The organism is Erwinia sp. STN24, from assembly GCF_041320675.1.
GTDB lineage: Bacteria > Pseudomonadota > Gammaproteobacteria > Enterobacterales > Enterobacteriaceae > Erwinia > Erwinia aeris.
Genome location: NZ_JBGGPM010000002.1, coordinates 465,743 through 490,320, shown reverse-complemented (window position 1 = coordinate 490,320; position 24,578 = coordinate 465,743). Strand labels below are relative to the sequence as shown.

The 24,578-nt window shown below is 56.2% G+C and carries 19 protein-coding genes and 2 CRISPR repeat arrays; of the genes, 10 read left to right on the top strand and 9 right to left on the bottom strand.

The window, feature by feature from the left end; genetic code table 11:
* The first annotated feature begins 6 nt into the window (after positions 1 to 6).
* From aceF to ACA373_RS12510, 8 genes are all read left to right on the top strand, one after another.
* The gene (gene aceF / locus ACA373_RS12545; protein ID WP_253455257.1) at positions 7 to 1,899 is read left to right on the top strand and encodes a pyruvate dehydrogenase complex dihydrolipoyllysine-residue acetyltransferase; all 1,893 of its coding nucleotides are present in this window, start codon (positions 7 to 9) and stop codon (positions 1,897 to 1,899) included.
* A 171-nt stretch (positions 1,900 to 2,070) separates the two neighbouring features.
* Positions 2,071 to 3,495 (top strand): dihydrolipoyl dehydrogenase, encoded by a 1,425-nt coding sequence (lpdA, locus tag ACA373_RS12540; RefSeq protein WP_125289022.1) that lies wholly within the window; start codon positions 2,071 to 2,073, stop codon positions 3,493 to 3,495.
* 354 nt (positions 3,496 to 3,849) lie between these two features.
* Positions 3,850 to 4,661: a CRISPR direct-repeat array (repeat unit 28 nt; unit sequence GTTCACTGCCGCACAGGCAGCTTAGAAA).
* Between the two features lie 325 nt (positions 4,662 to 4,986).
* Positions 4,987 to 7,584, top strand: a complete 2,598-nt coding sequence (gene acnB, locus ACA373_RS12535) for a bifunctional aconitate hydratase 2/2-methylisocitrate dehydratase (protein ID WP_253455256.1) — start codon at positions 4,987 to 4,989, stop codon at positions 7,582 to 7,584.
* A 261-nt stretch (positions 7,585 to 7,845) separates the two neighbouring features.
* Positions 7,846 to 8,114: direct repeats of the CRISPR family, unit length 28 nt; unit sequence GTTCACTGCCGCACAGGCAGCTTAGAAA.
* Between the two features lie 440 nt (positions 8,115 to 8,554).
* Positions 8,555 to 9,412, top strand: a complete 858-nt coding sequence (locus tag ACA373_RS12530; protein WP_301251425.1) for an SUMF1/EgtB/PvdO family nonheme iron enzyme — start codon at positions 8,555 to 8,557, stop codon at positions 9,410 to 9,412.
* Positions 9,402 to 9,941, top strand: a complete 540-nt coding sequence (locus ACA373_RS12525) for a spore coat protein CotH (RefSeq protein WP_253455254.1) — start codon at positions 9,402 to 9,404, stop codon at positions 9,939 to 9,941. The genes ACA373_RS12530 and ACA373_RS12525 overlap by 11 nt, the downstream gene beginning before the upstream one ends.
* Complete coding sequence (locus ACA373_RS12520) at positions 9,938 to 10,498, top strand: CpmK protein (RefSeq protein ID WP_253455253.1); 561 nt, start codon at positions 9,938 to 9,940, stop codon at positions 10,496 to 10,498. The genes ACA373_RS12525 and ACA373_RS12520 overlap by 4 nt, the downstream gene beginning before the upstream one ends.
* Before the next feature lie 281 nt (positions 10,499 to 10,779).
* The gene (gene yacL / locus ACA373_RS12515) at positions 10,780 to 11,142 is read left to right on the top strand and encodes a protein YacL (RefSeq protein ID WP_369895511.1); all 363 of its coding nucleotides are present in this window, start codon (positions 10,780 to 10,782) and stop codon (positions 11,140 to 11,142) included.
* Between the two features lie 124 nt (positions 11,143 to 11,266).
* The gene (locus tag ACA373_RS12510) at positions 11,267 to 12,226 is read left to right on the top strand and encodes a 2-keto-3-deoxygluconate permease (protein WP_370734576.1); all 960 of its coding nucleotides are present in this window, start codon (positions 11,267 to 11,269) and stop codon (positions 12,224 to 12,226) included.
* 133 nt (positions 12,227 to 12,359) lie between these two features.
* Here the strand turns inward: ACA373_RS12510 and ACA373_RS12505 are convergent, their stop codons facing one another.
* From ACA373_RS12505 to ACA373_RS12465, 9 genes are all read right to left on the bottom strand, one after another.
* Positions 12,360 to 13,649: a glycoside hydrolase family 28 protein gene (locus ACA373_RS12505; protein ID WP_370734575.1), complete on the bottom strand. Its 1,290-nt coding sequence runs from the start codon at positions 13,647 to 13,649 to the stop codon at positions 12,360 to 12,362.
* Positions 13,650 to 13,771: 122 nt separating this feature from the next.
* Entirely contained in the window at positions 13,772 to 14,449 is a 678-nt protein-coding gene (locus ACA373_RS12500; RefSeq protein WP_370734574.1) for an SDR family NAD(P)-dependent oxidoreductase, read from the bottom strand.
* Positions 14,446 to 14,922: a YhcH/YjgK/YiaL family protein gene (locus tag ACA373_RS12495; protein WP_370734573.1), complete on the bottom strand. Its 477-nt coding sequence runs from the start codon at positions 14,920 to 14,922 to the stop codon at positions 14,446 to 14,448. The genes ACA373_RS12500 and ACA373_RS12495 overlap by 4 nt, the downstream gene beginning before the upstream one ends.
* Complete coding sequence (locus tag ACA373_RS12490) at positions 14,919 to 16,097, bottom strand: exo-alpha-sialidase (RefSeq protein WP_370734572.1); 1,179 nt, start codon at positions 16,095 to 16,097, stop codon at positions 14,919 to 14,921. Before ACA373_RS12490 ends, ACA373_RS12495 begins: the two co-directional genes overlap by 4 nt.
* 1 nt (position 16,098) lies before the next feature.
* Positions 16,099 to 17,514, bottom strand: a complete 1,416-nt coding sequence (locus ACA373_RS12485) for a sodium:solute symporter family protein (protein WP_253455246.1) — start codon at positions 17,512 to 17,514, stop codon at positions 16,099 to 16,101.
* Positions 17,515 to 17,640: 126 nt separating this feature from the next.
* Positions 17,641 to 18,957 carry an MFS transporter gene (locus tag ACA373_RS12480; protein ID WP_253455245.1) on the bottom strand — a complete coding sequence of 439 codons (1,317 nt, stop codon included), beginning with the start codon at positions 18,955 to 18,957 and terminating at the stop codon, positions 17,641 to 17,643.
* An 81-nt stretch (positions 18,958 to 19,038) separates the two neighbouring features.
* Positions 19,039 to 19,980, bottom strand: a complete 942-nt coding sequence (locus ACA373_RS12475) for a phosphoglycerate dehydrogenase (protein ID WP_253455244.1) — start codon at positions 19,978 to 19,980, stop codon at positions 19,039 to 19,041.
* Between the two features lie 92 nt (positions 19,981 to 20,072).
* Positions 20,073 to 20,957 carry a dihydrodipicolinate synthase family protein gene (locus tag ACA373_RS12470; protein WP_301730699.1) on the bottom strand — a complete coding sequence of 295 codons (885 nt, stop codon included), beginning with the start codon at positions 20,955 to 20,957 and terminating at the stop codon, positions 20,073 to 20,075.
* 15 nt (positions 20,958 to 20,972) lie between these two features.
* Positions 20,973 to 22,118 carry an iron-containing alcohol dehydrogenase gene (locus ACA373_RS12465; protein ID WP_301251414.1) on the bottom strand — a complete coding sequence of 382 codons (1,146 nt, stop codon included), beginning with the start codon at positions 22,116 to 22,118 and terminating at the stop codon, positions 20,973 to 20,975.
* A gap of 188 nt (positions 22,119 to 22,306) precedes the next feature.
* Between ACA373_RS12465 and ACA373_RS12460 the strand changes: the two genes are divergently transcribed.
* Both ACA373_RS12460 and ACA373_RS12455 read left to right on the top strand, forming a co-directional pair.
* Positions 22,307 to 23,602, top strand: a complete 1,296-nt coding sequence (locus ACA373_RS12460) for a four-carbon acid sugar kinase family protein (protein ID WP_370734571.1) — start codon at positions 22,307 to 22,309, stop codon at positions 23,600 to 23,602.
* Entirely contained in the window at positions 23,595 to 24,575 is a 981-nt protein-coding gene (locus tag ACA373_RS12455; protein WP_253455240.1) for a D-threonate 4-phosphate dehydrogenase, read from the top strand. The genes ACA373_RS12460 and ACA373_RS12455 overlap by 8 nt, the downstream gene beginning before the upstream one ends.
* Positions 24,576 to 24,578: the final 3 nt, after the last annotated feature.

The following is a 24,578-nucleotide window of genomic DNA, read 5'->3' as shown; positions in this document are numbered from 1 at the left end:
AGAGTAATGGCTATCGAAATTAAAGTACCGGACATCGGTTCCGACGAAGTGGAAGTCACCGAGATCCTGGTCAAGGTCGGCGACAAAGTGGAAGCAGAGCAGTCGTTGATCGTCGTTGAAGGCGACAAAGCCTCAATGGAAGTGCCTTCGCCAGAAGCGGGCGTGGTCAAAGAAATTAAAATTTCTACCGGCGACAAAGTGGAAACCGGCTCGCTGATTATGATCTTTGAATCTGCCGACGCGGCTGCGCCAGCGCCAGCCAAAGCGGAAGCAAAAGAAGAGAAGAAAGAAGCGGCGCCGGCTGCCAAAGCGGAAAGCAAAGAGGTCAACGTGCCGGACATCGGTGGTGATGAAGTTGAAGTCACCGAGATCCTGGTCAAGGTTGGCGATAAAGTCGAAGCCGAGCAGTCGCTGATTACCGTCGAAGGCGACAAGGCCTCAATGGAAGTGCCTGCGCCGTTTGCCGGCACGGTAAAAGAGATCAAAATCGCGACCGGCGACAAAGTCAGCACCGGCTCGCTGATTATGATCTTCGAAGCGGAAGGCGCAGCACCGGCCGAAGCGCCGAAGCCAGCAATGAAAGAAGAAGCGGCAGCGGCGCCTGCGGCGACCAGCGGCGCGAAAGAAGTGCAGGTGCCGGACATCGGCGGCGACGAAGTTGAAGTCACCGAGGTGATGGTTAAGGTTGGCGACAAAGTCGAAGCCGAGCAGTCACTGATCACCGTCGAAGGCGACAAGGCCTCGATGGAAGTGCCTGCGCCGTTTGCCGGCACGGTAAAAGAGATCAAAATCGCGACCGGTGACAAAGTCAGCACCGGCTCGCTGATTATGATCTTTGAAGTGGAAGGCGCGGCGCCTGCTCCGGCAGCGAAACAGGAAGCGGCTCCGGCTCCGCAGGAAGCCAAAGCGGCGCCTGCTGCGGCACCGGCTCCAGCGAAAGCGGAAGCAAAAGGCGACTTCTCCGAGAACGACGCCTACGTCCACGCCACGCCGGTTATCCGTCGTCTGGCGCGCGAGTTCGGCGTTAACCTGGCGAAGGTAAAAGGTACGGGACGTAAAGGCCGTATTCTGAAAGAAGACGTGCAGGCGTACGTGAAAGACGCGGTGAAACGCGCCGAGACCGCGCCAGCGGCTGCCGCCAGCGGCGGTGGTCTGCCAGGCATGCTGCCGTGGCCGAAAGTGGACTTCAGCAAGTTCGGCGAAATCGAAGAAGTCGAGCTGGGCCGCATCCAGAAAATCTCTGGCGCGAACCTGAGCCGTAACTGGGTGATGATCCCGCACGTTACGCACTTCGACAAAACCGATATCACCGATCTGGAAGCGTTCCGTAAACAGCAGAACGCCGAAGCCGAGAAGCGCAAGCTGGACGTGAAATACACGCCGGTTGTGTTCATTATGAAAGCCGTTGCCGCCGCGCTGGAGCAGATGCCGCGCTTTAACAGCTCGCTTTCTGAAGACGCGCAGAAGCTGACGTTGAAAAAATATATCAACATCGGCGTGGCGGTCGATACGCCTAACGGCCTGGTGGTTCCGGTCTTTAAGGACGTGAATAAAAAAGGCATCACCGAGCTTTCCCGCGAGCTGATGGCAACCTCGAAAAAAGCGCGCGACGGCAAGCTGACGGCCAGCGACATGCAGGGCGGCTGCTTCACTATCTCCAGCCTTGGCGGTCTTGGCACCACGCACTTTGCGCCGATCGTCAACGCGCCGGAAGTAGCTATCCTGGGCGTCTCTAAATCCGCGATGGAGCCGGTCTGGAACGGTAAAGAGTTTGTGCCGCGTCTGATGATGCCAATCTCTCTTTCCTTCGACCACCGCGTTATCGACGGGGCTGACGGTGCCCGCTTTATCACCATCGTCGGCAATCTGTTAGCCGATATTCGCCGACTGGTGATGTAAAAGTACTCTGGCCGGCTTATGCCGGCCTTCTTATAGCCGACTCTCGCTGTTTTAGTCGACAAGTTGTGATGGTTTGGGGCAGGTTGTTTGCACTCTGTTAACAATTCTGTAAACTCTTGCCCTGAATACGAACCGGTGGATGGATATCCGCCAGTTAACTAAGAGGTCATGATGAGTACAGAAATTAAAACTCAGGTCGTGGTACTTGGGGCAGGTCCGGCAGGTTACTCTGCGGCATTTCGCGCTGCTGATTTAGGTCTGGAGACCGTGATTGTTGAGCGTTACAGTACCCTGGGCGGCGTTTGCCTGAACGTGGGCTGTATTCCTTCCAAAGCGCTGCTGCACGTGGCGAAAGTCATTGAAGAAGCCAAAGCGCTGGAAGAACACGGCGTGGTGTTCGGCAAGCCGCAAACCGACATCAACAAAATCCGTACCTGGAAAGAGAAGGTCATTAATCAGCTGACCGGCGGTCTGGCCGGTATGGCGAAAGGCCGTAAAGTGAAAGTGGTCACCGGCGAAGCTAAGTTCACCGGCGCGAACACTATGTTCGTTGACGGCGAAAACGGCGGCACCACTATCAACTTCGATAACGCGATTATCGCTGCCGGTTCTCGTCCTATTCAGCTGCCGTTTATTCCGCATGAAGATCCACGCGTGTGGGATTCCACTGCCGCGCTGGAGCTGAAAGAAGTGCCTGAGCGTATGCTGGTCATGGGCGGCGGCATCATCGGCCTGGAAATGGGTACCGTTTATCACGCGCTGGGTTCTCAGATTGACGTGGTTGAGATGTTCGATCAGGTGATCCCTGCGGCCGATAAAGACGTGGTGAAAGTCTTCACCAGGCGCATCGAGAAGCAGTTCAACCTGATGCTGGAAACCAAAGTGACCGCGGTAGAAGCCAAAGAAGATGGTATCTACGTCACGATGGAAGGCAAAAAAGCGCCTGCTGAACCACAGCGTTACGACGCGGTGCTGGTGGCGATTGGCCGCGTGCCGAACGGTAAAGGTCTGGATGCCGGTAAAGCGGGTGTGGAAGTGGACGATCGCGGCTTTATCCGCGTCGATAAGCAGATGCGTACCAACGTGCCGCACATTTTCGCTATCGGCGACATCGTTGGTCAGCCAATGCTGGCGCATAAAGGCGTGCACGAAGGCCACGTAGCGGCGGAAGTGATCTCCGGCAAGAAGCACTACTTCGATCCAAAAGTGATCCCATCTATCGCCTATACCGAGCCGGAAGTTGCCTGGGTTGGCCTGACCGAGAAAGAAGCAAAAGAGAAGGGCATCAGCTACGAGACGGCGACCTTCCCGTGGGCGGCATCAGGCCGTGCTATCGCTTCCGACTGCGCAGACGGCATGACCAAGCTGATTTTCGATAAAGAGACGCATCGCGTGATCGGCGGGGCCGTTGTCGGCACCAACGGCGGCGAGCTGCTGGGCGAAATCGGTCTGGCTATCGAAATGGGCTGCGACGCCGAAGATATCGCGCTGACTATCCATGCTCACCCGACGCTGCACGAGTCGGTAGGCCTGGCGGCGGAAATCTTCGAAGGCAGCATCACCGATCTGCCAAATGCGAAAGCGAAGAAGAAGTAAGCGCTAAAAGCATTCGAAGCGGCTCCGAAAGGGGCCGTTTTTTTATCTCATTTCCGCGTCATTTTTCTGATTAAACGCCTGCAAATACTCAATAAAACAGCGCAGCGCCATTCCTTTGATGAAAAATGCAAGACTTATAGTGTGCAGGGTTATCCGATTATAACTGCGTTTTTTGCCACGAAAGTGGGTAGCAGGCCGCGGATGAGTTTAAAGCAGGGCGCTGAAACCCTTTTTTTGAGGGGTATTTCAACGGACTGTTTTATAAGGAGATTAAGTAATGGGTGAAAAGAGGGTTTTTATCGGGTTTTGGTCAAAATTCTTTTAACATAAGTGCGTTATGTTGTGTCGCTAACTGTTCACTGCCGTACAGGCAGCTTAGAAATCAAGGAGACGGCTATGCCAGAAAAAGGACTTGTTCACTGCCGTACAGGCAGCTTAGAAATGACAGATCTATTGCAGCAGAGAAAAACCTGTGTTCACTGCCGTACAGGCAGCTTAGAAAGTCTACCACGCCGCTAACGGCATCAGCAGCACGTTCACTGCCGTACAGGCAGCTTAGAAATTAATTGCATCTTCACCGCAATAGAAAGAGCCGTTCACTGCCGCACAGGCAGCTTAGAAAAACAGTTCTGTACGCAGCCTGGCATGCTCCAAGTTCACTGCCGCACAGGCAGCTTAGAAAGATAGCAGTGCCTGGATTTCAGTAACCAGGCTGTTCACTGCCGCACAGGCAGCTTAGAAAGCTGGAATTCGATCTGGAGAGAGTGCGAACAGGTTCACTGCCGCACAGGCAGCTTAGAAACTGAGAACGAGGCGGCTACCGAAGAAAAACTAGTTCACTGCCGCACAGGCAGCTTAGAAAATTAAGCGGCGCGGCCATGTGTCTTTACCGAAAGTTCACTGCCGCACAGGCAGCTTAGAAATCAAGACAAGGCCATACCGGCCCGCTCAGTGGGTTCACTGCCGCACAGGCAGCTTAGAAAAACGAGGGTTTCAAAATGTTCAATTCAATCTCGTTCACTGCCGCACAGGCAGCTTAGAAAATACATTCGACCACGCGCCGCTGATTTGGATCGTTCACTGCCGCACAGACAGCTCAGAAATGTAGGCTCAAGGGGCCGCAGGCGTTCCCTTTATTATTCACTGCCGTATAGGCAGCTCGGCCGTCCCAATTAATATCCCGTCCTGCTATCCCTATAATGGCTAGTTAATCCACCGCCACGCTCGCAATACAAAAAGTGCGGATAACCAGGCAACACGGTGCAGTTGCCGTCCCCGCAAGCCGCTTAAAAGGCCTTTCCGGTCGAGTAATCCGTGCCTGATCCACTCTGTTAATGATGTTGCTTTTTTGTAAACAGATTAACACCGCATCAAAATCCTGCTATGCTGGCCCTCGCGAAACCGGGCACCTTACCCTACAGAAAAGAGCGCAAAGCATTTGCGATAAGCCTGAAGGCGCCCGGTCATTACACTGTGAGCGAGGAGAACGTCGTGCTAGAAGAATACCGTAAGCACGTTGCCGAGCGTGCTGCCGAAGGGATCGTTCCTAAACCATTAGATGCTTCCCAAATGGCCGCGCTGGTTGAACTGCTGAAAAACCCGCCAGCGGGTGAAGAAGAATTCCTGTCCGATCTGTTGATTAATCGAGTTCCGCCGGGCGTTGACGAAGCGGCCTATGTAAAAGCCGGATTCCTGGCTGCTGTCGCCAAAGGCGAAGCGACCTCTCCTCTGGTTACTCCTGAAAAAGCGATTGAACTGCTGGGCACCATGCAGGGCGGCTACAACATCCATCCGCTGATTGACGCGCTGGATGACGAAAAGCTGGCGCCGATTGCCGCTAAAGCCTTGTCCCACACGCTGCTGATGTTCGACAGCTTCTACGATGTAGAAGAGAAAGCCAAAGCCGGCAACCCACACGCAAAACAGATCCTGCAATCATGGGCGGATGCCGAATGGTATCTTTCCCGTCCGGAGCTGGCGGAAAAAATCACCGTCACCGTGTTTAAGGTCACCGGCGAAACCAATACCGACGATCTTTCTCCTGCACCTGATGCCTGGTCACGCCCGGATATCCCTCTGCACGCGCTGGCGATGTTGAAGAATGCCCGCGAAGGCATCGAGCCGGATCAGCCTGGTGCCGTTGGCCCGATCAAACAGATCGAGGCGCTTCAGGCCAAAGGCTTCCCGCTGGCTTATGTCGGCGACGTAGTCGGCACCGGTTCTTCCCGTAAATCCGCCACCAACTCGGTGCTGTGGTTTATGGGCGACGACATCCCTTACGTGCCGAACAAAAAAGGCGGCGGCGTGGTGCTGGGTAACAACATTGCGCCAATCTTCTTCAACACGATGGAAGATGCTGGCGCGCTGCCAATTGAAGTGGATGTGCAAAACCTGCATATGGGCGATGTTATCGACATCTATCCTTATAAAGGCGAAGTCCGTAACCACGAGACGGGCGAAGTGTTAGCTAACTTTGCGCTGAAAACTGACGTTCTACTCGATGAAGTTCGTGCGGGTGGTCGTATCCCGCTGATCATCGGTCGCGGTCTGACGACTAAAGCTCGTGAAGCGCTGGGCCTGCCGCAAAGCGACGTGTTCCGTCAGGCGAAAGACGTGGCGGCAAGCACGCGCGGCTACTCGCTGGCGCAGAAAATGGTTGGCCGCGCCTGTGGTACGGAAGGCGTGCGTCCGGGCGCATACTGTGAACCAAAAATGACTTCCGTGGGTTCGCAGGACACCACCGGCCCAATGACCCGTGACGAGCTGAAAGACCTGGCCTGCCTGGGCTTCTCTGCCGATCTGGTGATGCAGTCTTTCTGCCACACGGCAGCCTATCCTAAGCCGGTTGACGTCTCTACGCACCACACGCTGCCGGACTTTATTATGAACCGTGGCGGCGTATCGCTGCGTCCGGGCGACGGCATTATCCACAGCTGGCTGAACCGTATGCTGCTGCCGGATACCGTAGGAACAGGCGGCGATTCGCACACCCGTTTCCCAATCGGCATCTCTTTCCCGGCCGGTTCCGGGCTGGTGGCGTTTGCGGCGGCAACCGGCGTGATGCCTCTGGATATGCCAGAGTCCGTGCTGGTGCGCTTCAAGGGCAAAATGGAGCCGGGCATTACGCTGCGCGATTTGGTTCACGCCATTCCGCTGTATGCCATCAAGCAGGGCCTGCTGACCGTTGAGAAGAAGGGCAAGAAAAACATCTTCTCCGGCCGCATCCTGGAAATCGAAGGCCTGCCGGATCTGAAAGTCGAACAGGCGTTTGAGCTGTCCGATGCGTCCGCCGAGCGTTCTGCGGCTGGCTGTACGATCAAGCTGGGCAAAGATCCTATTATTGAATACCTCAACTCCAATATCGTGCTGCTGAAGTGGATGATTGCGGAAGGCTACGGCGATCGCCGCACGCTGGAACGTCGTATTCAGGGAATGGAAAAATGGCTGGCGGATCCGCAGCTGCTGGAAGGCGATGCGGATGCGGAATACGCGGCGGTTATCGAAATCGATCTGGCTGAAATCAAAGAGCCAATCCTGTGCGCGCCAAACGATCCGGATGATGCTCGTCTGCTGTCGGACGTGCAGGGCGAGAAGATTGACGAGGTCTTTATCGGTTCCTGTATGACCAACATCGGTCACTTCCGTGCCGCCGGTAAGCTGCTGGACAGTCATAAAGGCCAGCTGCCGACGCGCCTGTGGGTGGCTCCGCCAACCAAGATGGATGCGGCACAGCTGACGGAAGAGGGTTACTACAGCGTCTTTGGCAAGAGCGGCGCGCGTATCGAAATCCCTGGCTGTTCACTGTGCATGGGTAACCAGGCACGCGTGGCGGACGGTGCGACGGTGGTTTCCACCTCAACCCGTAACTTCCCGAACCGCTTGGGCACCGGCGCGAACGTTTATCTGGCTTCAGCAGAGCTGGCTGCGGTCGCTTCGCTGTTGGGCAAACTGCCAACGCCGGACGAATATCAGCAGTTTATGGCGCAGGTTGATAAGACGGCGGTGGATACCTATCGCTATCTGAACTTCGATCAGCTGAGCCAGTATACGGAGAAAGCCGACGGCGTGATTTTCCAGACTGCGGTTTAAATCCTCAATAAGCGTTATTCAGAGCCGAATAGCGCTTTCGCGGTAAATAAAAGTCCGGGGCTGTTTTCAGTCCCGGATTTTTTATGGGCGCAAATCAGAGGATCGTATGAAGGAATCAGGCAGGTTCTTTGAAACCCTTTTTAGGGTGGTTATTTAATCTATTGATTTTAAGTGGTTTTAATGAGGGGTTAAAAAAAAGGGTTTTTACCCGAGATGGGTCAATTTTCTCTGCAATACATGATGTTAAACTGAAAGCGTTACTGTTCACTGCCGCACAGGCAGCTTAGAAAAGAACTGCGCCCCATCATCAGTCCACATCTCAGTTCACTGCCGCACAGGCAGCTTAGAAATTTGAGGTTTTCCGGGAGCCAGACGGCTCATAGTTCACTGCCGCACAGGCAGCTTAGAAAACGTAGCGCCAGTCGTGCAGCGCGATGCCGCAGTTCACTGCCGCACAGGCAGCTTAGAAAATTTCGGTTACGCAGCTTTTAAAGCGCTCAGTGTTCACTGCCGTACAGGCAGTTTAAAATCAGGGAATGATACGCATCCGCCATTTTTATCCCTAAGCACCACTCTTACCCTCCTATGGCAAAAGTGAACGCCAGGAGACATTTCTGTGCCCCTTCAGATAAGCCGCTACCTTGCCGTCCATTTAAAAAGGAAAATAGTGTAGCGGCAAACGCTCAGGAAAAATAACGTCGGATAAAAGCGCAGTCCAACAAGAAAAGATAATATAGATGTGGGCTGAAAACTAAAGCTGACTTATGCCGACAAACCACGCATTGCCTGTTTATAAATTAGCGCATGATAAATCACTACGCAAAAAAAATGATACAGCGTCTCATTATTTTTCAGGAAGGGCAGGTAAGCGCATAACCTTCCTTTTAAAGACCAGTTCGGTTATTGTGGGAATGTCCCTATACTGATTTTAAAAACATCCTGTAACTATCTTCTGATATGTCGAGGCTCAATGAACATCCTGGCAAGAAATCTCATCATCTTTCTATGCTTCTTTTCTTATAAGGTTTTTGCTCAACCCGATATCTCTGAAGTTTTAATAAAGGGCGGTGATTATTACGTAGGCGACGTTTTTGGCAAACACGACTATGCACAGCATGCCAATGCAAAAATAAAAAGCTTTTACATCATGCAAACCGAGGTTAGCTACGCGCTTTATCAACAGATCTATGCGTGGGGGCAGAATAATAACTATTTGTTTAACCCCGGCTGCAATGGCGCTATTTATGAAGATTGTCGCGAGCCTGATTACGAACAGGGAAAGCATCCGGTAACTAATATCGAATGGGGCGATGCCGTTGTCTTTGCCAATGCGTTAAGCGTGTTACAGCATTTGCAGCCCGTCTATCTGACGAACAAAGGAGCTATTGTCTATAATGTTGAAGAGACTGACAACCTGCATGAGGACAGCCACGCAGACGGTTATCGCTTACCTGATATTAATGAATGGCAGGTAGCCGCGCGAGGCGGAGAAAAAGCAGTAGCCAAAGGTCGCTATGGCAATCGTTTTTCTGGCAGTGACAGAGCCGACAGCGTTGCCTGGTATCCACCGTTTAACAGTCAGCAATTTGGCACGGCCAAAGTAAGTTCGTTAAAACCAAATGATGCGGATATTTATGATATGAGCGGTAACGTCTATGAATGGATAAACGACAAAAGTGAGACGGCAGGCGTTGCCATGCACTATTTTTGCGGAGGAAGCTATATTGCCCATTCTGCTTCCCTGGCAAGCTGTGACTCGCATAGTGCAAAATTCGTCATGTCTGATATCGGTTTTCGCCTGGTCAGGAATGCCGTCAGTGAAAAATAAATTTTTACTGATGGGTCTGCTTTTTTCAGGATTCGCCAGCGCTCAGGCTGAATACGTTTCTTTACACAGCGGGCAGAACGTTATTGATATTAATGCCGATGGTCTGAAAGATATTTTGTTTATCGCGGATTATGACAATAACACGTCTCATCCCAGCCAGACGATGAATGTTTTTATAAAAAATAAGCAGGGTGGTTACAACAGCGTTCCCTGCCCGCAGGCCAGCGGTTTTACATGGGCCGATATCAGGCTTTCCGCCTCTGGCGTTAAAATATATGATTACAGATTGCTCGTTTACCACAACGGATATTCTGTAGTTAGCGCTGAAAAATTCGCTACTGATAATGATGGCAGCGACGTATTGAACTCAGGCCTGGTCAGGATAAATCGCTATGTTATAACGGAAGGGGAAAACGATCCGGGCGTCCCTGCGTTTCAATGGAGCCTGGCGGGAAGCTACATCACCAAAGAAAAATTCAACGACGTGGACGAAGCGCTTAAAAATATTAATATGGATGAGTTTAAATGAAAGCAATTATCATGCTGGCGGCAGCGTTATTTACTGTATCTTGTCATGCCAGTAACGCTGGCGTGAATGATAATAACTATAAAGCGGCGATACAGCAGGCATTAGATAACCAGCCGCCACTTTGTCTTGGCGAGAAAACCTGGCCAGCCGTTACAAATACGCAGGGCTATAGCTGGATAAATGCAAAAATGGAGGCGTTAAAAGAGGCCGGTCTGATTACTAAAAAAACTACAGGCGGAAAAATAGACTGGCGGCTGACCACATACGGCCAAAAAGCTTTCAACCAGTCCGGTGACTTTTGCTACGGTAATTTTAAGGTTAGTAAGATAACCGATCTCAATCATCATAACGATGGCACGGTGACCGTTGATTTTACCTACCAGATAACCGCTTTACCCGCATGGGCTAAAAACAAAGCCGTCAGAGTGGCCTATACCGATCTGGATAATGACGTTATGGGAATAGGCCATGCCAGATATGAAATCGTTTTCCGAAAAGAAAATTCAGGCAAGCTGGTGGTGCTTTCTCCACCTTCGCAGCTCGATCTACTTTACTGAAGCTAATTAATCCAATGTTTTTAGCCCTTTTCTGTATGCCGAACGGCCCGAAGTTTAGTGTATATGCATTATAGCGAGTTTATCTTACGTTCCCGGACAGAGCCGCCCGAGCGGTTGATCATACGTCTGCCGTTTTTGCGAGATCGTTGTTTCATTTCTTCTCTCTTTCCTTTTCTTTGGCCCTTATGCTGCGATAATAGAAAGGTTAACCCGTTCACAGGAGCGGGCCGGCGCAGGCGGCAGATTGAGGCCGCAGCCCGGTAAGGTCAGAGGAAAGCAGTATGGAATATGAATTTTTACGCGACGTTACCGGCACGGTAAAAGTACGCATGTCGATGGGGCATGAAGCTATCGGCCACTGGTTTAATGAAGAGGCAGCGGACAATTTAGCGCTGCTGGATGAGGTAGAGGCCGCCGTCGCCGAAGTGAAAGGCAGCGAGCGCCAGTGGCAGCGCGTGGGCCGCGAATATACGATCTGGCTGGATGAAGAAGAGGTGATCGTGCGCGCCAATCTGCTCAGTATTGAAGGCGACGAGATGGAAGAGGGCATGAGCTACTACGATGAAGAGAGCCTGTGCTTCTGCGGCGTCGAGGATTTTCTGGCGGTGATTGCCGCCTATCGCGGTTTTCTTCAGGGGCGTTGATCCGCCTTCTTTGACATTTTTTAATCAATCTGGATGCTTTTATCTGCGATCGTGATCGTTTTTATTCACTTTTGATTCATTAGAATCAAACGGGGGGATAACCTTAAAACGAGGCAGGATGCTGATGAAACTGAAAAGGATGATTGAGAAAATTCCCGGCGGCATGATGGTCGTGCCGCTGGTTGCCGGAACCACCCTCAATACCTTCGCGCCACAGCTGCTGGAAATCGGCGGCTTCACCACGGCCTTGTTTAAACAGGGCGCCGCGCCGCTTATTGGCGCTTTTTTAATCTGCATGGGGGCCGGCATCGGTTTCGGCGCGGCACCTCGCGCCATTCTTCAGGGCGGCAGCATTACGTTGGTTAAGCTGCTCGTCGCGGTGGCGCTTGGGTTTGCTGTCGATAAGTTCATGGGGGCGGAAGGCGTTTGGGGGCTGAGCAGCGTAGCGATTATTGCCGCGATGAGCAATGCCAACGGCGGTCTCTATGCGGCGCTGGTCGGGGAATTCGGCAGCGAAAGCGATATCGGCGCGATCCCGCTGATGACGTTGAGCGATGGTCCCTTTTTCACGCTGATTGCGTTGGGCGCGGCCGGTATGGCTTCCGTCCCGCTGATGGCGCTGGTTGCCGTGATCGTGCCGCTACTGGTCGGCATGATGCTGGGGAATCTTGATGCCGATATGCGGCAGTTTCTTACCGCTGGCGGGCCGCTGCTGATCCCCTTCTTCGCTTTTGCGCTGGGCACGGGGATCGATCTGGCGATTCTGATTGAAGGCGGCCTGGCTGGCGTCGCGTTGGGCCTGTTGACTACTTTTTTCGGCGGCTTTTTTAACGTTCGTATCGATCGCCTCGTTGGCGGAACGGGAATAGCAGGCGCCGCGGCCTCCAGTACGGCGGGGAACGCGGTCGCCACGCCGCTGGCGATTGCGCAAGCCGATCCTTCTCTTCTGCACGTGGCTTCCGCCGCTACGCCGTTAATTGCCGCTTCTGTGATCACCACGGCCATCCTTACCCCGTTATTTACCTCATGGATAGCCAGGCGCAACGTCCGGCAAAGCGTTGCCGCCCAAAAGGTCGAGCAATAGACAGGCTGAGGGATGCAGGGCAGGCGCACGTTTTGCCGTTAAGTTTTTGCGGCAGCAACGCAAATCCGGTGCGCCCGAGAATTATTGCAGCAGGCCGGATAAGATACGGGGATGATGTGCATCCCCATTAGGTTTACCGTTCGTAAGCGTCGTTTTTTTCCAGCGTGACGGCGGGGGCATCCACGCTAACCTGTTCAAAGCTCAGCTTATTCACGCCAGCGATTTTGCCGAACTCCTGCGCCTGCAAGGTAATATGGCTGAAGTGCAGCCGTTCGATCGGACGTTCCTCTGCGCCTTCGATAAAAAATGCGCGAGAGAAATGGTGCGGCGCGGTTAAGCGGCCGGTAACGTGAGAAATAGTGATATTTTCAACCCGCGTCAGGCCGTCTGTCCCTTCCACGCCTTCGCTGAGTTTGCGCCAGTGCGGAGGGCTATCCTCACCCACTTGCTGGCCGTAGCTGTACTGCGGAAACCAGTTAAGCTGCATCATAAAGGGATAGCTGACGTCTTCCAGCAGCAGATGGCGCACGGTAATATTCCTGATCCAGCCGCCGCGATTACGCGCAGATTTGATGCGAAAACCGACGCCGGTGCCAAAAAAGCGGTTATGTTCAATCAGCACATTTTCGATCCCGCCGGACGTTTCGCTGCCCAGCGTAATGCCGGAGCCTTTATGCAGTTCACAGTCGCGAATAACAATATCGCTCGTCGTTTTTGCCAGTCGCTGCGCTTCCGCGCCGCGTCCCGATTTGACGCAGATATTATCGTCATTGCAGGAAACCACGCATCGTTCCACGCGAACATGCTCGCACGAATCGATATCAATGCCGTCGGTACTGGGACCGGTCGCGTTACTCACCCGCAGATCCTGTAAAAAGACCCGATGCGAATAGCAAAGATGAATATTCCAGAAGCCGGATTCGCGTGAATGAAAACCGTTCAGCTCTACCGCTTCGCTCTGGTAAACCACCACGTTGCGCGGGCGCTCGCATTCGTAATCCACTACCCAGCGCAAGCCCTGCCGACTGTATTCTGCCAGCATGCCGCCGTTTTCATCCCCGCCCCAGAATTTATGCCACCAGACCGCGCCCTGGCCGTCAATCGTGCCCGCGCCCGTGATTTTCACCGCCTGACACCGGTTGATATTAACGATCCCCGCCGGCCAGAGCATATCAATACCGGCAACGCGGGTGGCGATTTTAGGGTAATCCTCCAGGCGCTGGCTGCCGAGCAAAACCGCGCCTTCGGCCAGTTCCAGCGTCATCTCGCTTTTTAAAAACAGCGAGCCGGTAAGATAGCGTCCGGCAGGGATAAGGACGCGGTCGCCCGCCGCCGCCTGGTTGATGGCGCTTTGTATCGCGCCGGTTGATAAGGTTGTTCCATCAGGTACCGCACCGAAATCCAGAATATTCAGGATCGCCATGTTTTTTCCTTTCCATGCTGAATAAAAAACAGGCAGGCACTATAGCATTTCTGACCGTTGCCATATTTCCTGAGATCAAAGGAGCTGCCGTTGGCGGCAGCTGCTTGCCCTTAAAACCTCGGCTACAGCGATCCGCCGCCGCAGATCACCAGCTCCTGGCCGGTGATAGCATCGGCGGCGGGGGAGAGCAGATAGCCGACCAGCGCGGCGACCTCTTCCGGCTGGATATAACGCCCGATCGGCGGCATTTTCGGCGGCGAACTTTCCCGTCCGGGCTGGCTTAACATCGGCGTCGCCGTTGCGCCCGGCGCGACAATATTGGCGGTAATGCCGCGCGATGCCAGCTCCGCCGCCCAGCTTCTTACCATGCCTTTCATCGCCGATTTGGTACTGACATACTGGCTGCGTCCCGCCGCGCCGGTTGAGGTGCGGCTGCCGATCAGTACAATGCGCCCGCCCGTGGGTAGCTGCGGCGCCAGCTGATTCGCCAACACCTCTGCTACCCGAATATGCAGTTGCCAGAGCTTTTTGCTTGTCTCCTCATCCAGATCGCCCAGCGGCGCGGCCTTCATCATGCCAGCGGCGTGAATAACCGCATCGACCGGCGGCAAGCTAACCAGCGCCCGCTTCAGCGCGGCGGTGTCAAACAGATCCACCGAAAGCGAGACGAAAGCGTCGCTGTCGCGCTTAACCAGCGTGCGGCTCAGCCCGGTTACGCGCCAGCCTTGTTCCAACAGCTTATCGGCGGTGGCGGCGCCAATGCCGGAGCTGACGCCCGTGATCAACGCGTGACGGCTCATGCGCGCGCCTCCAGCATCGCCAGCGGGATCTTAAATACCGCCTTGCGTACCGCTGCCGGTTCGCCGACCGCGCAAAGCGCCTGATGCGCTTCGCCAGGATAGAAAATCACGAAATCGCCGGGCTGCAAACGCACCGAATGCGGCAGCCAGGGGCGATCAACGATAAACAGATCTGGCTTGCGCTCTTCCGCCTGCTGGTGACGGGCATCGGCACAGGAAAAATGGACGATCTCTTCGCCCGCCAGCAGGATCTGAATATCCAGATACTGCCGGTGAAATTCGGTATGCCGCGTTGCCGCCGGTGCGGTGCGCGTCGGACTCAGCGTGCAGAACCAGCTTTCCCCTTCCGGCTGGATGCGGCCGTCATCCCGCGCCTGTAGCGCCGCCAGATGATGTTCCGGCCTGGCAAGCAGCGCGGTAAGCACGGGCGGCAGCGTTGCCATTTTCAGCGTCGACAGATTACCGGTAATCATGGGGCCTCCTTAGCCCAGGCCTCGTCCACGCAGACGTATTTAATCGCCTGGCGGAAATAGGTGTAGGCAATATGCAGTTCGCCATTGATGCCCTGTTTGATGCTGGGATAGGAGAACTCGCGGTTCAGCTTCTGCTGCGAGTTATTGGTCATGCAGTAACCGTCGCCTTCATCCAGGTTGCGTTGCCACGGCCAGCTGCGGCCGCCGTCGGCTGAAATCGCCAGCGTCATCGGCGCGCGCGGCGCCCCCCAGAACGCCGTTTTTCCGGCGTGCGTCGCGGGCGTAACGGCAGTATCGCCTTCCTCATCCTCAATTTCATCGTAGAGGGAAAGACGCCGCTCGCTGGCGCCCTCGGCGCTCATGGCGTTAAATACCAGCGCCAGATCGCCGTTGGTCAGCGTCGTGACCTGGATTGACGAGTTATTATTCGGCAGTTCCGTCGGTTGCGGCGCCGACCAGCTTTCGCCGTTATCAACGGAACGGCTGGCGTAAATATTATCCGCCCAGCGGCTGCGAAACAGCGCCAGCAGCGAGCCATCTTTCAGCAGGGTAATATTCATATGCACGCAGCCGGTGCTTTCCGGGACGGCCACGTCGCGCCAGGTTTTACCGCAGTCAGCGGAGATTTTCACCGCGCTGGTATCCTCGTTGCCGACCCATTTTTCGCCGGGCCGCGTGGTGCAGTAGAACACCGGCAGCAGCCAGTTGCCGTTGGCTAACACCACAATCGGCTGACGAATAAAGGTGCCGGGCTTGTCCAGCAGCGTGGCGATCGGCCCCCAGCTTTTGCCGAAATCCTGCGACTGACGAAAACGCACGATGGCGGTGTCCTGATTGCCGGATTTCTGCGCCGTCCACAGCAGCCACAGCACGTTGTCGGGCGCTAAAAACAGCACCGGATTTTGCTCGGAACGGCTGCTGTCGTCGGAAAGTTTCTGCGGTTCGCTCCAGCGCTCGCTGTTTTTCGCCAGCCGCGAGCACCAGATGGAGATATCGGCAATGCCTTCCTGAGTGCCGCCAAACCAGACGCAAAGCAGATCGCCATCCGGCAAAGGCAGCAGATTAGCCGCGTGATTTTGCGGGCAGGGCGAGGGCAGCATGGCGCTGCGCAGTCGCGAGGCGTTATCCGCGCGCTGCACAAGGCCGCTGCGTTCTACGGTCAGGGTTTCACTCATCTCAGGCTCCACTTTTTTGCATACGGTTGTCGGTTTTCTTCACGCTCTGACGGCTCGGGATCATATAGTCGATAGCCATAATCACCGCTGGCGTAATCAGCGCGATATACATGTTGTTGATGCCGAAAGGATCGCCCAGCACAAACCAGACGGAGGTCATTACGCAGGCGCCAATCAGCCCCCAGTTTGCGCCGCGCGCGCTTTTAAACATCGGCAGATAGAAGGCGATGATCGCCACCACGGAAATCGACAGGCGAATGGCGCGGGTAAAGAACGAAAGCTTAAGCACTTCCGGCACGAACAGCACAAAGACCAGCGGCGCAAAGCCGATTGCCAGCGACAGCCAGCGGGTCATTTTGAATTCGCGCTCCGGCGTGGGGTTGCGGTACGGCACATAGAAATCTTTTACAATCAGCGACGCGATAGCCAGCGCCACGGTGCCGACGCTGACGAAAATCGACGCGACCAGCGAGGTGGTGACGATGCCGGCCAGCCACGGGCTCATATCCTGCAAAAACACCGGCAGCGCATAGAGGCTGTTGATCTCGGGGTGCAGATATTTCGCCGCCACGCCGATCATGGCGATAGCGATACCGATAGGCAGGCAGAAGAAAAAGGCGACCCAGGTGGCGCGTCTGGCCGCCGCCGGGCTTTTAGTGGAAGAGATCGCCTGAATCACAAACTGGGTGCAGAAGATCGAACCGATGGTGCCAATCAGCCAGGCAACGATGGTGCTGGCGCCGACGTGGCCGTCCCACGTCCAGTAAAAAGACGGCATTTTCTCGACCATCGGCGTGATGCCGCCGGTCATTTTCAGCGCCACGCCAAGAATAATCAGGATGCCGACATATTTCAGCGCGCTGTGCAGCATGGTGACCCACGCCATGCCTTTCATGCCGCCAAAGGCGAAATAGAAGGTGCTGACGATAGCGGTAATAAAGGCCGCAACGGGCAGATTAACTTTTAATACGGTGGAAATAGCCGCCGCGCCGCTGACGTAATTCCCTACGTTCACCAGCAGCAGCGCATAAATCATAATAATAGAGATAATATTCTTGGTGGTGCTGCCGTACTTTTCCGCTATCGCGCCGGAAATAGTAATCTTGCCGGTATTATAGATACGCTTGACCAGCAGCAGCCCGAAAATAGGAAAGCCAATTGCCGCGCCGATGACCGACCAGGAAGCGGCAAAACCATCCTCAAAGGCGGCCTGCGCCGTGCCGATGGTGGATTTGGCGCCGATATATTCCGACATCAGCATAATACCCACGATAAAAGCGGGCATGGCGCGCGACCCTTCCATAAAGTCGCCGGAGCTTTTACTTCTTAAGCGGTAAGTCAGCCAGGTGGTAAATAAAATATAGGCGACCACCATACAGATAATAATCAACGTGCCTTCAGTAGAAAACGCTTTCATTGTGATGCCTCACTATGAGCAGACGCGGCGGCTTTGCGGCTCTTTTCACGCCTTTGTAGGGTTAAGCGCCGAAAGCGCTGGAGGTAGATCCCCGTACGGCCTGCATACTGCCGCACGGGCTGAAAATTATGTCCGACTCGCTACCGCCTGGGGCGACGAGGCGTGCTCTTCTTCGTTAATTGGTTCAACTTTACCCATCAAAAACAGGTAGTTAATGATGCCAATCATCACCAGCGCGGCGGAGAACACCAGCGCCCAGGTAAAAGATCCGGTCGCGGCGACGATAGCGCCGGTCACAATTGGCCCGATAGCGCCGCCCATATTGGAAACGGTGTTCTGCAAGCCGGCCACGATAGAGACGCTGTTTTTCGGCGCGACGTCGCCGGGCAGCGCCCAAACCTGCGAGGCGGCTACCGTGGTGCCGGACTTCGCCACGCAGAGCAGAAACACGGTCATAAACACGGAATCGGTAAAGGGCGCAAAGCCGATGCAGAGCGCCATCAGCAGGCCGACAGTCAGGAAAAGCTTGCGGGTGGCGGTCAGAGACAGCACCTTCTTATGCACCAGCCGATCGGAAGCCCAGCCTGCTGCCACTTCGATAATCATGCCGCACAGCAGCGGCAGGGCGGCGATCATCCCCATCTTGATAAAATCCATGCCTTTCTCTTTCACCAGATAAGTGGGCAGCCAGGTGATAAAGAAATAGGAGGTGTAGTTGATGGTGAAAAAACCGATGCACATGGCCCAGATGTTGCGGTAGCGCAGCAGCTTGTACCACTTCATCGGGCGAACGTTTTTATCGCCGTGCTTACGGGCCTGGCCGTCGCGGATCAGGCTGATTTCCTGAGCGCTGATAGCTTTGTGCTCTTCCGGGTTCTCCGCATAGATAAAATACCAGGCGATCACCCACAGCAGCCCGACCGCGCCGATAATCAGAAAGGTCAGGCGCCAGTCGAACAGATAGATCATCCAGACGATCAGCGGCATCGCCACGGCGCCGCCGAATTTAGAGGCGCTGTCGAACAGACCAGAGACGGTGGCGCGCTCTTTATCCGGGAACCAGCGCGCCGTAATGCCCGCATTGCTGGGATAGGCGGCCGCTTCGCCGACGCCTAACGCCAGGCGCAGCGCCAGTAGCGATTTAAAGCCGGTCGCCAGCCCCATCATGGAGGTAGCGATGGACCACCAGGCAACGGCCAGCCCCAGCCCTTTTTTCTGTCCGAAGCGGTCGGCAAACCAGCCCGCCGGGATCTGCAACAGCGAATAGGACCAGAAGAACGCCGCCATAATAAAGCCCATCAGTTCGGGGCTGAGCTTCAGCTCGTCGATCAGGTGCGGCGCGGCGGCCGACAGCACGGTGCGGTCGATATAGTTAATGGCGATAGCCAGCCACATCAGGCCAGCGATCCACCAGCGGATACGGGTTGGGTTTGCAGTTTTCATCGTCCTGGCTCGGTCAGAGGTTAGTGGCCGACTCGACGGTCGGCTTTTTAAGTCGGGACGGAAACGGCGTCCCGCGTTTGACTACAGGGCATTTACCGGCCGCTGCTGTTGTTTAACGCACTGAATAATTTGCTGAACGCAGCGCTCGCCGATGGCGCTGATAGCGCCGTCGGTATAGCCAGCAATATGCGAGGTGGGCATAAAATTAGGCAGTGAAAACAGCGGATGGCGCTCCAGCGGCTCGTGGTCGAATACGTCTGCGGCGGCACCAGCAATCAGGTTGTCGGCCAGCGCGTGGTACAGATCGTTTTCGTTCACCACGCCGCCGCGTGAGACGTTAATTAAAAAAGCGGACTGCTTCATGCTGCGGATGCGCGTGGCATCAAACAGGCTGTGCGTCTCTGCGGTCAGCGGCGTGTGCAGCGTAATAAAGTCGCTTTGTTCGGTCAGCTCATCCAGAGAGACGAACCGGATATTATGTTCGGCGGCAAATTTCTCGTCGGGATAGTAGTCAAAAGCCAGCACGCGCATATTAAAGCCGCTGGCGCGCAGCGCGACCTGCTTGCCGATATTGCCCAGGCCGACAATGCCCAGCGTTTTGCCATAGACGTCGGTGGCGAAAATACGCGGCCAGTTCCCGGCGCGCGTTTCCGTCACCGCCTGCGTCACCTGACGGGCAGCGTTGAGGATCAGCGCAAAGGCGAAGTCCGCCACGGCATGCTTGTTGGCGTCCGGCACGTTGGTAACGGTCACGCCGCGCGCCTTAGCCGCATCGAGATCGATGTTGTCCACGCCGACGCCGTGCTTGCAGACAATTTTCAGCTGCGGCGCCAGCGCCAGCAGCGCGTCGTCGACCTCGGTAAAGGCCACGATCATCGCCACCGTCTTGGCCAGATGCGGCATCAGCGCGTCCAGCGACGCGTCGGCGGGCAGCGTTATCAGCTCAAAGCCCTGCGCCTTCAGCGTGGCGATGGGCTGCGCGTCATATTTGGCAAACGAGGGCGAGGTACAGATCACTTTCATTTTGCTTGTCCTGGTCGAAGAGCGGGCGCGCCGCAAAATAAAGGGTCGACGAAGCGGGGCGCGGTCATTTTTGCCGCGTCGCCACGGTCGGGTTACCGGGTGTACTGATTAACAATCTGGCGAATACGCTGCTCTTCTTCGGCGCTGAAGCGCACGGCATAGCGGCTTTCGCCTACGTCATAGCCCATCAGCGCCACGGCTTTTTTCACCGCCGCTGGCGAGAAGGCGACGCTGTAAAGGTCGGTGCGCAGACCGGTCACGTTTTCCTGCGCGCGGCGCGACCCCTCGATATCGCCGTCGTTAAAACGCGCCCAGATGGCGTTGATCTCTTTCGGCGCGACGTTGGCCAGCCCGGAGATGCAGGCGGCGCAGCCGTCAACAAAGCCCTGATGGATCAGCGAGTCCGGGCCGTTCAGCACGCTGAAATTTTCCGTGCCCTGCGCCGCCTGCAAAAAGCCGCTCAGGCTCTCATAACTGCCCGCGCTGTCTTTGATGCCAACGATATTGGGATGCGCGGCCAGTTTGCGCACCGTCTGCGGCTGGAGCGTGTTGCCGGTGCGGGCCGGAATGTTATACAGAAAGACCGGCACCTCCAGCGCGTCGGCGACCGCCTCGTAATGGGCGATCAGCTCCTCCTGTTTTAGCGGCACGAAGTAAGGCGTGATAACCGAAACGGCATCCACGCCCAGTCTGGCGACCTGCTTGCCCAGGCGAATGGTTTCGCGGGTGGAGATTTCGCCCACGTGCGCCACCAGCGGCGCTTTGCCCGCGACTTCCTCCACGCAGGTGGCGGTGACCGCCAGCTTTTCCTGCTCGTTAAGCACAAAAAACTCGCCGTTGGTGCCGCCGCAAAAAATACCGTTGCCAGCGGCAAGCTGGCGCTGGATCTGCTGGCGCATCGCGTGCTCGCAGTAGTCGCCGTCAGCGGTAAAAGGGGTGACGATGGCGGTCAGTACGCCGGTGATTGTGTTCATCATGGCCTCATTATTCGGTTAGTGATTCAGGGTCGGAAACAGGGTCAGATAGACCTCGCGGACGTCGTCGGCGCTGACCGCACACGGCACGTTTTTCATCAGGCGCTGCACGTCCAGCGCGGCCTCGACCAGATAAGGCAGATGCTCAGCGTTGATGCCCAGCTCGTCCAGGCTGGCAGGCAGCTTCAGGCGCTTCACCAGCGCGGCGAAATAGTCAACCAGCGCCACGGACTTCGCTTCTTCGCTCAGCGAGGCGTCGGCGTCAGGCAGCAGGTCGTAAGCCTGGGCGAACTTACTGACCGCCGCAGGACGGACAAAACGCATACACGGTGCCAGCAAAATGGCGTTCGCCACGCCGTGCGGCAGGTGATATTTGCCTCCCAGCGGATAGGACATGGCGTGCACCAGGTGCGTACCGGCATGGGCGATGGCCGCGCCGCCGTAATACGATGCCCAGAGCATATCCAGACGCGCCGCCAGGTTATCCGGCTCCGCAATCGTCTTTTCCAGGCTGGCGAACAGCTTTTTCATGCCGATCAGCGCGTAGTTGTCGCTGACCGGATTGGCGACGGTGGCGGTGAAGCACTCAATCAGATGGCAAAGCGCATCGATGCCGGTGGAAGAGGCGATATGCGCGGGCATACTGGTGGTCAGTTCGGGCGCCAGCACCACGTAATCCGGCAGCATCACCGGCGAGATAATGCCGACCTTGGTTTCTTTCTCCGGGATAGCGAGGATCGCGTTTGGCGTGGCTTCGGAACCCGTGCCTGCGGTCGTTGGGATCAGCAGCGAGGCCGTGCGGCGCAGCGGTTTTTCACCGGCCAGCAGCGCTTCCAGCGAAGGCGCGTCCTCAACGCAGAGCACGGAAAGCAGTTTGGCGACGTCCAGCACGCTGCCGCCGCCGACGCCAGCCACCATATCCACCTTTTTCCCCGGCAGCGACGCCACTATCGCCGCCACGTCATGCTGGCTCGGCTCCGGCGGCACGCTGTCCACAATGCTCAGTGTCGCTCTGCTGCCAATCTGTTGGATCAGCGTTTGCACCGCCGGAATGCCGACAATGTTTTTATCCGTCACCAGCAGCACGTGCCGATGGTTTTGCAACAGATAGCCGATGTCGCTAAGCGCCTGGTAACCAGCAATCACGGTGCTGTTAATGGTCATAAGTCCTGTCCTGGCTGAGGGTGAATTGATTACATTTGGTCATTAACCTGCTCATTCGCGGCAGGCAGGAGGAATTTATAGGGCAAATTGATTTTGATTAATTTGACCGTGCTCACATATAATCAATTGTGATTGAATATAATCACTCCCAATGAAAACCGGCTTGTCGAACTTAGGGAGTGATGAAGATGCGCACAAAATGGAAGATGCCTGTGCTGGTGATTGCGGATGACTTTACCGGCGCGAACGATGCCGGGGTCGGGCTTGCCAACGTCGGCGCGCGGGTTCATGTGCTGTTTGATGCGGCCACACCCACCGTGGAACAGGCCGATGCCTGGGTCGTCAATACCGACAGCCGGGCGACCAGCGCGGAACAGGCCGCCCGGCGTACCGCTGCGGCAATAGCGGGCAGAAGGGATGTGGCCCGCGACGGCTGGCTGTTTAAAAAAATCGACTCGACGCTGCGCGGCAATCCCGGCGCGGAAATCGAAGCGGCTTTGCTGGCAGGCGATAAACGCGTGGCGCTGATAGCGCCAGCGGTGCCCGCGCTGGGCCGTACCACCGTAGAAGGCTGCTGCTATATCGATGGCCGCCTGCTGACGGAAACGGAATATGCCAGCGATCCTAAAACGCCGGTAAGCAGTGCCAGCATAGCGGCGCGCCTTGGCGAGCAAACCACGCTGCCGGTTGGCCTGATCCCGCTGTCGGCGCAGGCGGATCTGCGAGAGCGGATCGAAGCGGCTATTGCTGACGGCAAGCGGCTGATCGTGCTGGATGCGCAAACGGACGCCGATCTGCAACGCATCATGCAGGCGGCGGACGAGCTGGACGAGCGCCCTTTGCTGGTGGGTGCCGCCGGGCTGAGCGACGCGCTGGGCAGGCGGCTGACGAGGCTGGCGCCGGGCGGGACGGCAGGCTCGCGCGCTCCGGTAAAGGCCGGGCTGGCGGTTATAGGATCGATGAGTGAAGTCGCGCAGCGGCAGATAACGCAGCTGATGCAGCAAAAGGCAATCCGGCTGATCGATGTGGATATCAGTCAGCTTTTTAGCGGCGGCGCGCCGGGACAGCGCTGGCGACAGGCGGTGACGGAGGCGCTACAGCAGGGCCGACACTGCGTGATCCGCACCTGCCAGCAGGCGGAGCAGCGTCAGGCTATCGCCTCGCTGTGCGAACGGCTCGATCTCAGCCGCCAGCAGCTTGGCGAACAGATTTGCGCTTATCTGGCGGAACTGACCGCCGACGTGCTGCGCGACGTTACGCCTTCAGCGCTTTATCTCTCCGGCGGCGACGTGGCGATAGCGGTGGCGCGCGGGCTGGGCGCGCAGGGCTTTCAGATTTCAGGGCAGGTGGCGGGCTGCGTGCCTTACGGCCATCTGCTGCAAGGTAACGACAACCTGCTGGTGCTTACCAAGGCTGGCGGTTTTGGTGATGAAAACACCCTGGTAGAAGTTTTTCGTTTTATTGAGGAGAAGGCGAGTGAGTAAAATTATTGCGGTTACCATGGGCGATCCGGCGGGTATTGGCCCGGAAATAATCATCAAATCCCTGGCGGAGGGCGAGCTTTCCGGCGCGCCTGCGGTGGTAGTGGGCTGCGCCAGCACGCTGCGGCGGATTATGACGATGGGCATTACGCCGCAGGCGGAGCTGCGGATAGTTAACAGCGTGGCCGAAGCGCGCTTTGCGCCGGGCATTATTAACGTTATCGACGAGCCGCTGGCCGATCCTGATGCGTTAAAGCCCGGCGTGGTGCAGGTAGCCGCAGGCGATTTGGCCTACCGCTGCGTGAAGCGCGCAACCGAGCTGGCGCTGGCGGGCGAAGTGCAGGCTATCGCCACCGCGCCGCTGAATAAAGAAGCGCTGCATTCGGCGGGCCATCTCTATCCCGGCCATACCGAGCTGCTGGCGAAGCTGACCGACAGCAAAAACTACGCAATGGTGCTTTATACCGATCGCCTGAAGGTGATCCACGTCACCACGCATATCGCGCTGCGTAAGTTCCTGGATACGCTCAACCGCGAGCGGGTGGAGACGGTGATCGGCATGGCGGAAACCTTCCTCAGGCGCGTCGGCTATGATAAGCCGCGCATCGCGGTGGCGGGCGTTAATCCGCACGCGGGCGAAAACGGGCTGTTCGGCGACGAAGAGATCGCCATCGTCGGCCCGGCCATAGAAGCCATGAAAGCGCAGGGCGTCAACGCCTTCGGCCCGTGCCCGCCGGATACGGTGTTTTTGCAGTGCTATGAAGGCCAGTACGACATCGTGGTGGCGATGTACCACGATCAGGGGCATATTCCGCTTAAGCTGCTGGGCTTTTACGACGGCGTGAATATTACCGCTGGCCTGCCGTTTATCCGCACCTCGGCCGACCACGGCACGGCGTTTGATATTGCCTGGACAGGTAAAGCGAAGTCTGAGAGCATGGCGATTTCCATTCAGCTAGCGATGCAGCTTGCATAAGGA

What these genes read in the sequence shown, in the direction of transcription:
- ACA373_RS12505 (WP_370734575.1), bottom strand. Translation starts at nt 13,649, where the DNA reads ATGGCGATCCTGAATATTCTGGATTTCGGTGCGGTACCTGATGGAACA.
- ACA373_RS12495 (WP_370734573.1), bottom strand. Translation starts at nt 14,922, where the DNA reads ATGATTACCGGTAATCTGTCGACGCTGAAAATGGCAACGCTGCCGCCC.
- ACA373_RS12510 (WP_370734576.1), top strand. Translation starts at nt 11,267, where the DNA reads ATGAAACTGAAAAGGATGATTGAGAAAATTCCCGGCGGCATGATGGTC.
- yacL (WP_369895511.1), top strand. Translation starts at nt 10,780, where the DNA reads ATGGAATATGAATTTTTACGCGACGTTACCGGCACGGTAAAAGTACGC.
- ACA373_RS12530 (WP_301251425.1), top strand. Translation starts at nt 8,555, where the DNA reads ATGAACATCCTGGCAAGAAATCTCATCATCTTTCTATGCTTCTTTTCT.
- ACA373_RS12500 (WP_370734574.1), bottom strand. Translation starts at nt 14,449, where the DNA reads ATGAGCCGTCACGCGTTGATCACGGGCGTCAGCTCCGGCATTGGCGCC.
- ACA373_RS12470 (WP_301730699.1), bottom strand. Translation starts at nt 20,957, where the DNA reads ATGATGAACACAATCACCGGCGTACTGACCGCCATCGTCACCCCTTTT.
- ACA373_RS12465 (WP_301251414.1), bottom strand. Translation starts at nt 22,118, where the DNA reads ATGACCATTAACAGCACCGTGATTGCTGGTTACCAGGCGCTTAGCGAC.
- ACA373_RS12475 (WP_253455244.1), bottom strand. Translation starts at nt 19,980, where the DNA reads ATGAAAGTGATCTGTACCTCGCCCTCGTTTGCCAAATATGACGCGCAG.
- ACA373_RS12485 (WP_253455246.1), bottom strand. Translation starts at nt 17,514, where the DNA reads ATGAAAGCGTTTTCTACTGAAGGCACGTTGATTATTATCTGTATGGTG.
- ACA373_RS12520 (WP_253455253.1), top strand. Translation starts at nt 9,938, where the DNA reads ATGAAAGCAATTATCATGCTGGCGGCAGCGTTATTTACTGTATCTTGT.
- ACA373_RS12460 (WP_370734571.1), top strand. Translation starts at nt 22,307, where the DNA reads ATGCGCACAAAATGGAAGATGCCTGTGCTGGTGATTGCGGATGACTTT.
- ACA373_RS12490 (WP_370734572.1), bottom strand. Translation starts at nt 16,097, where the DNA reads ATGAGTGAAACCCTGACCGTAGAACGCAGCGGCCTTGTGCAGCGCGCG.
- ACA373_RS12480 (WP_253455245.1), bottom strand. Translation starts at nt 18,957, where the DNA reads ATGAAAACTGCAAACCCAACCCGTATCCGCTGGTGGATCGCTGGCCTG.
- aceF (WP_253455257.1), top strand. Translation starts at nt 7, where the DNA reads ATGGCTATCGAAATTAAAGTACCGGACATCGGTTCCGACGAAGTGGAA.
- lpdA (WP_125289022.1), top strand. Translation starts at nt 2,071, where the DNA reads ATGAGTACAGAAATTAAAACTCAGGTCGTGGTACTTGGGGCAGGTCCG.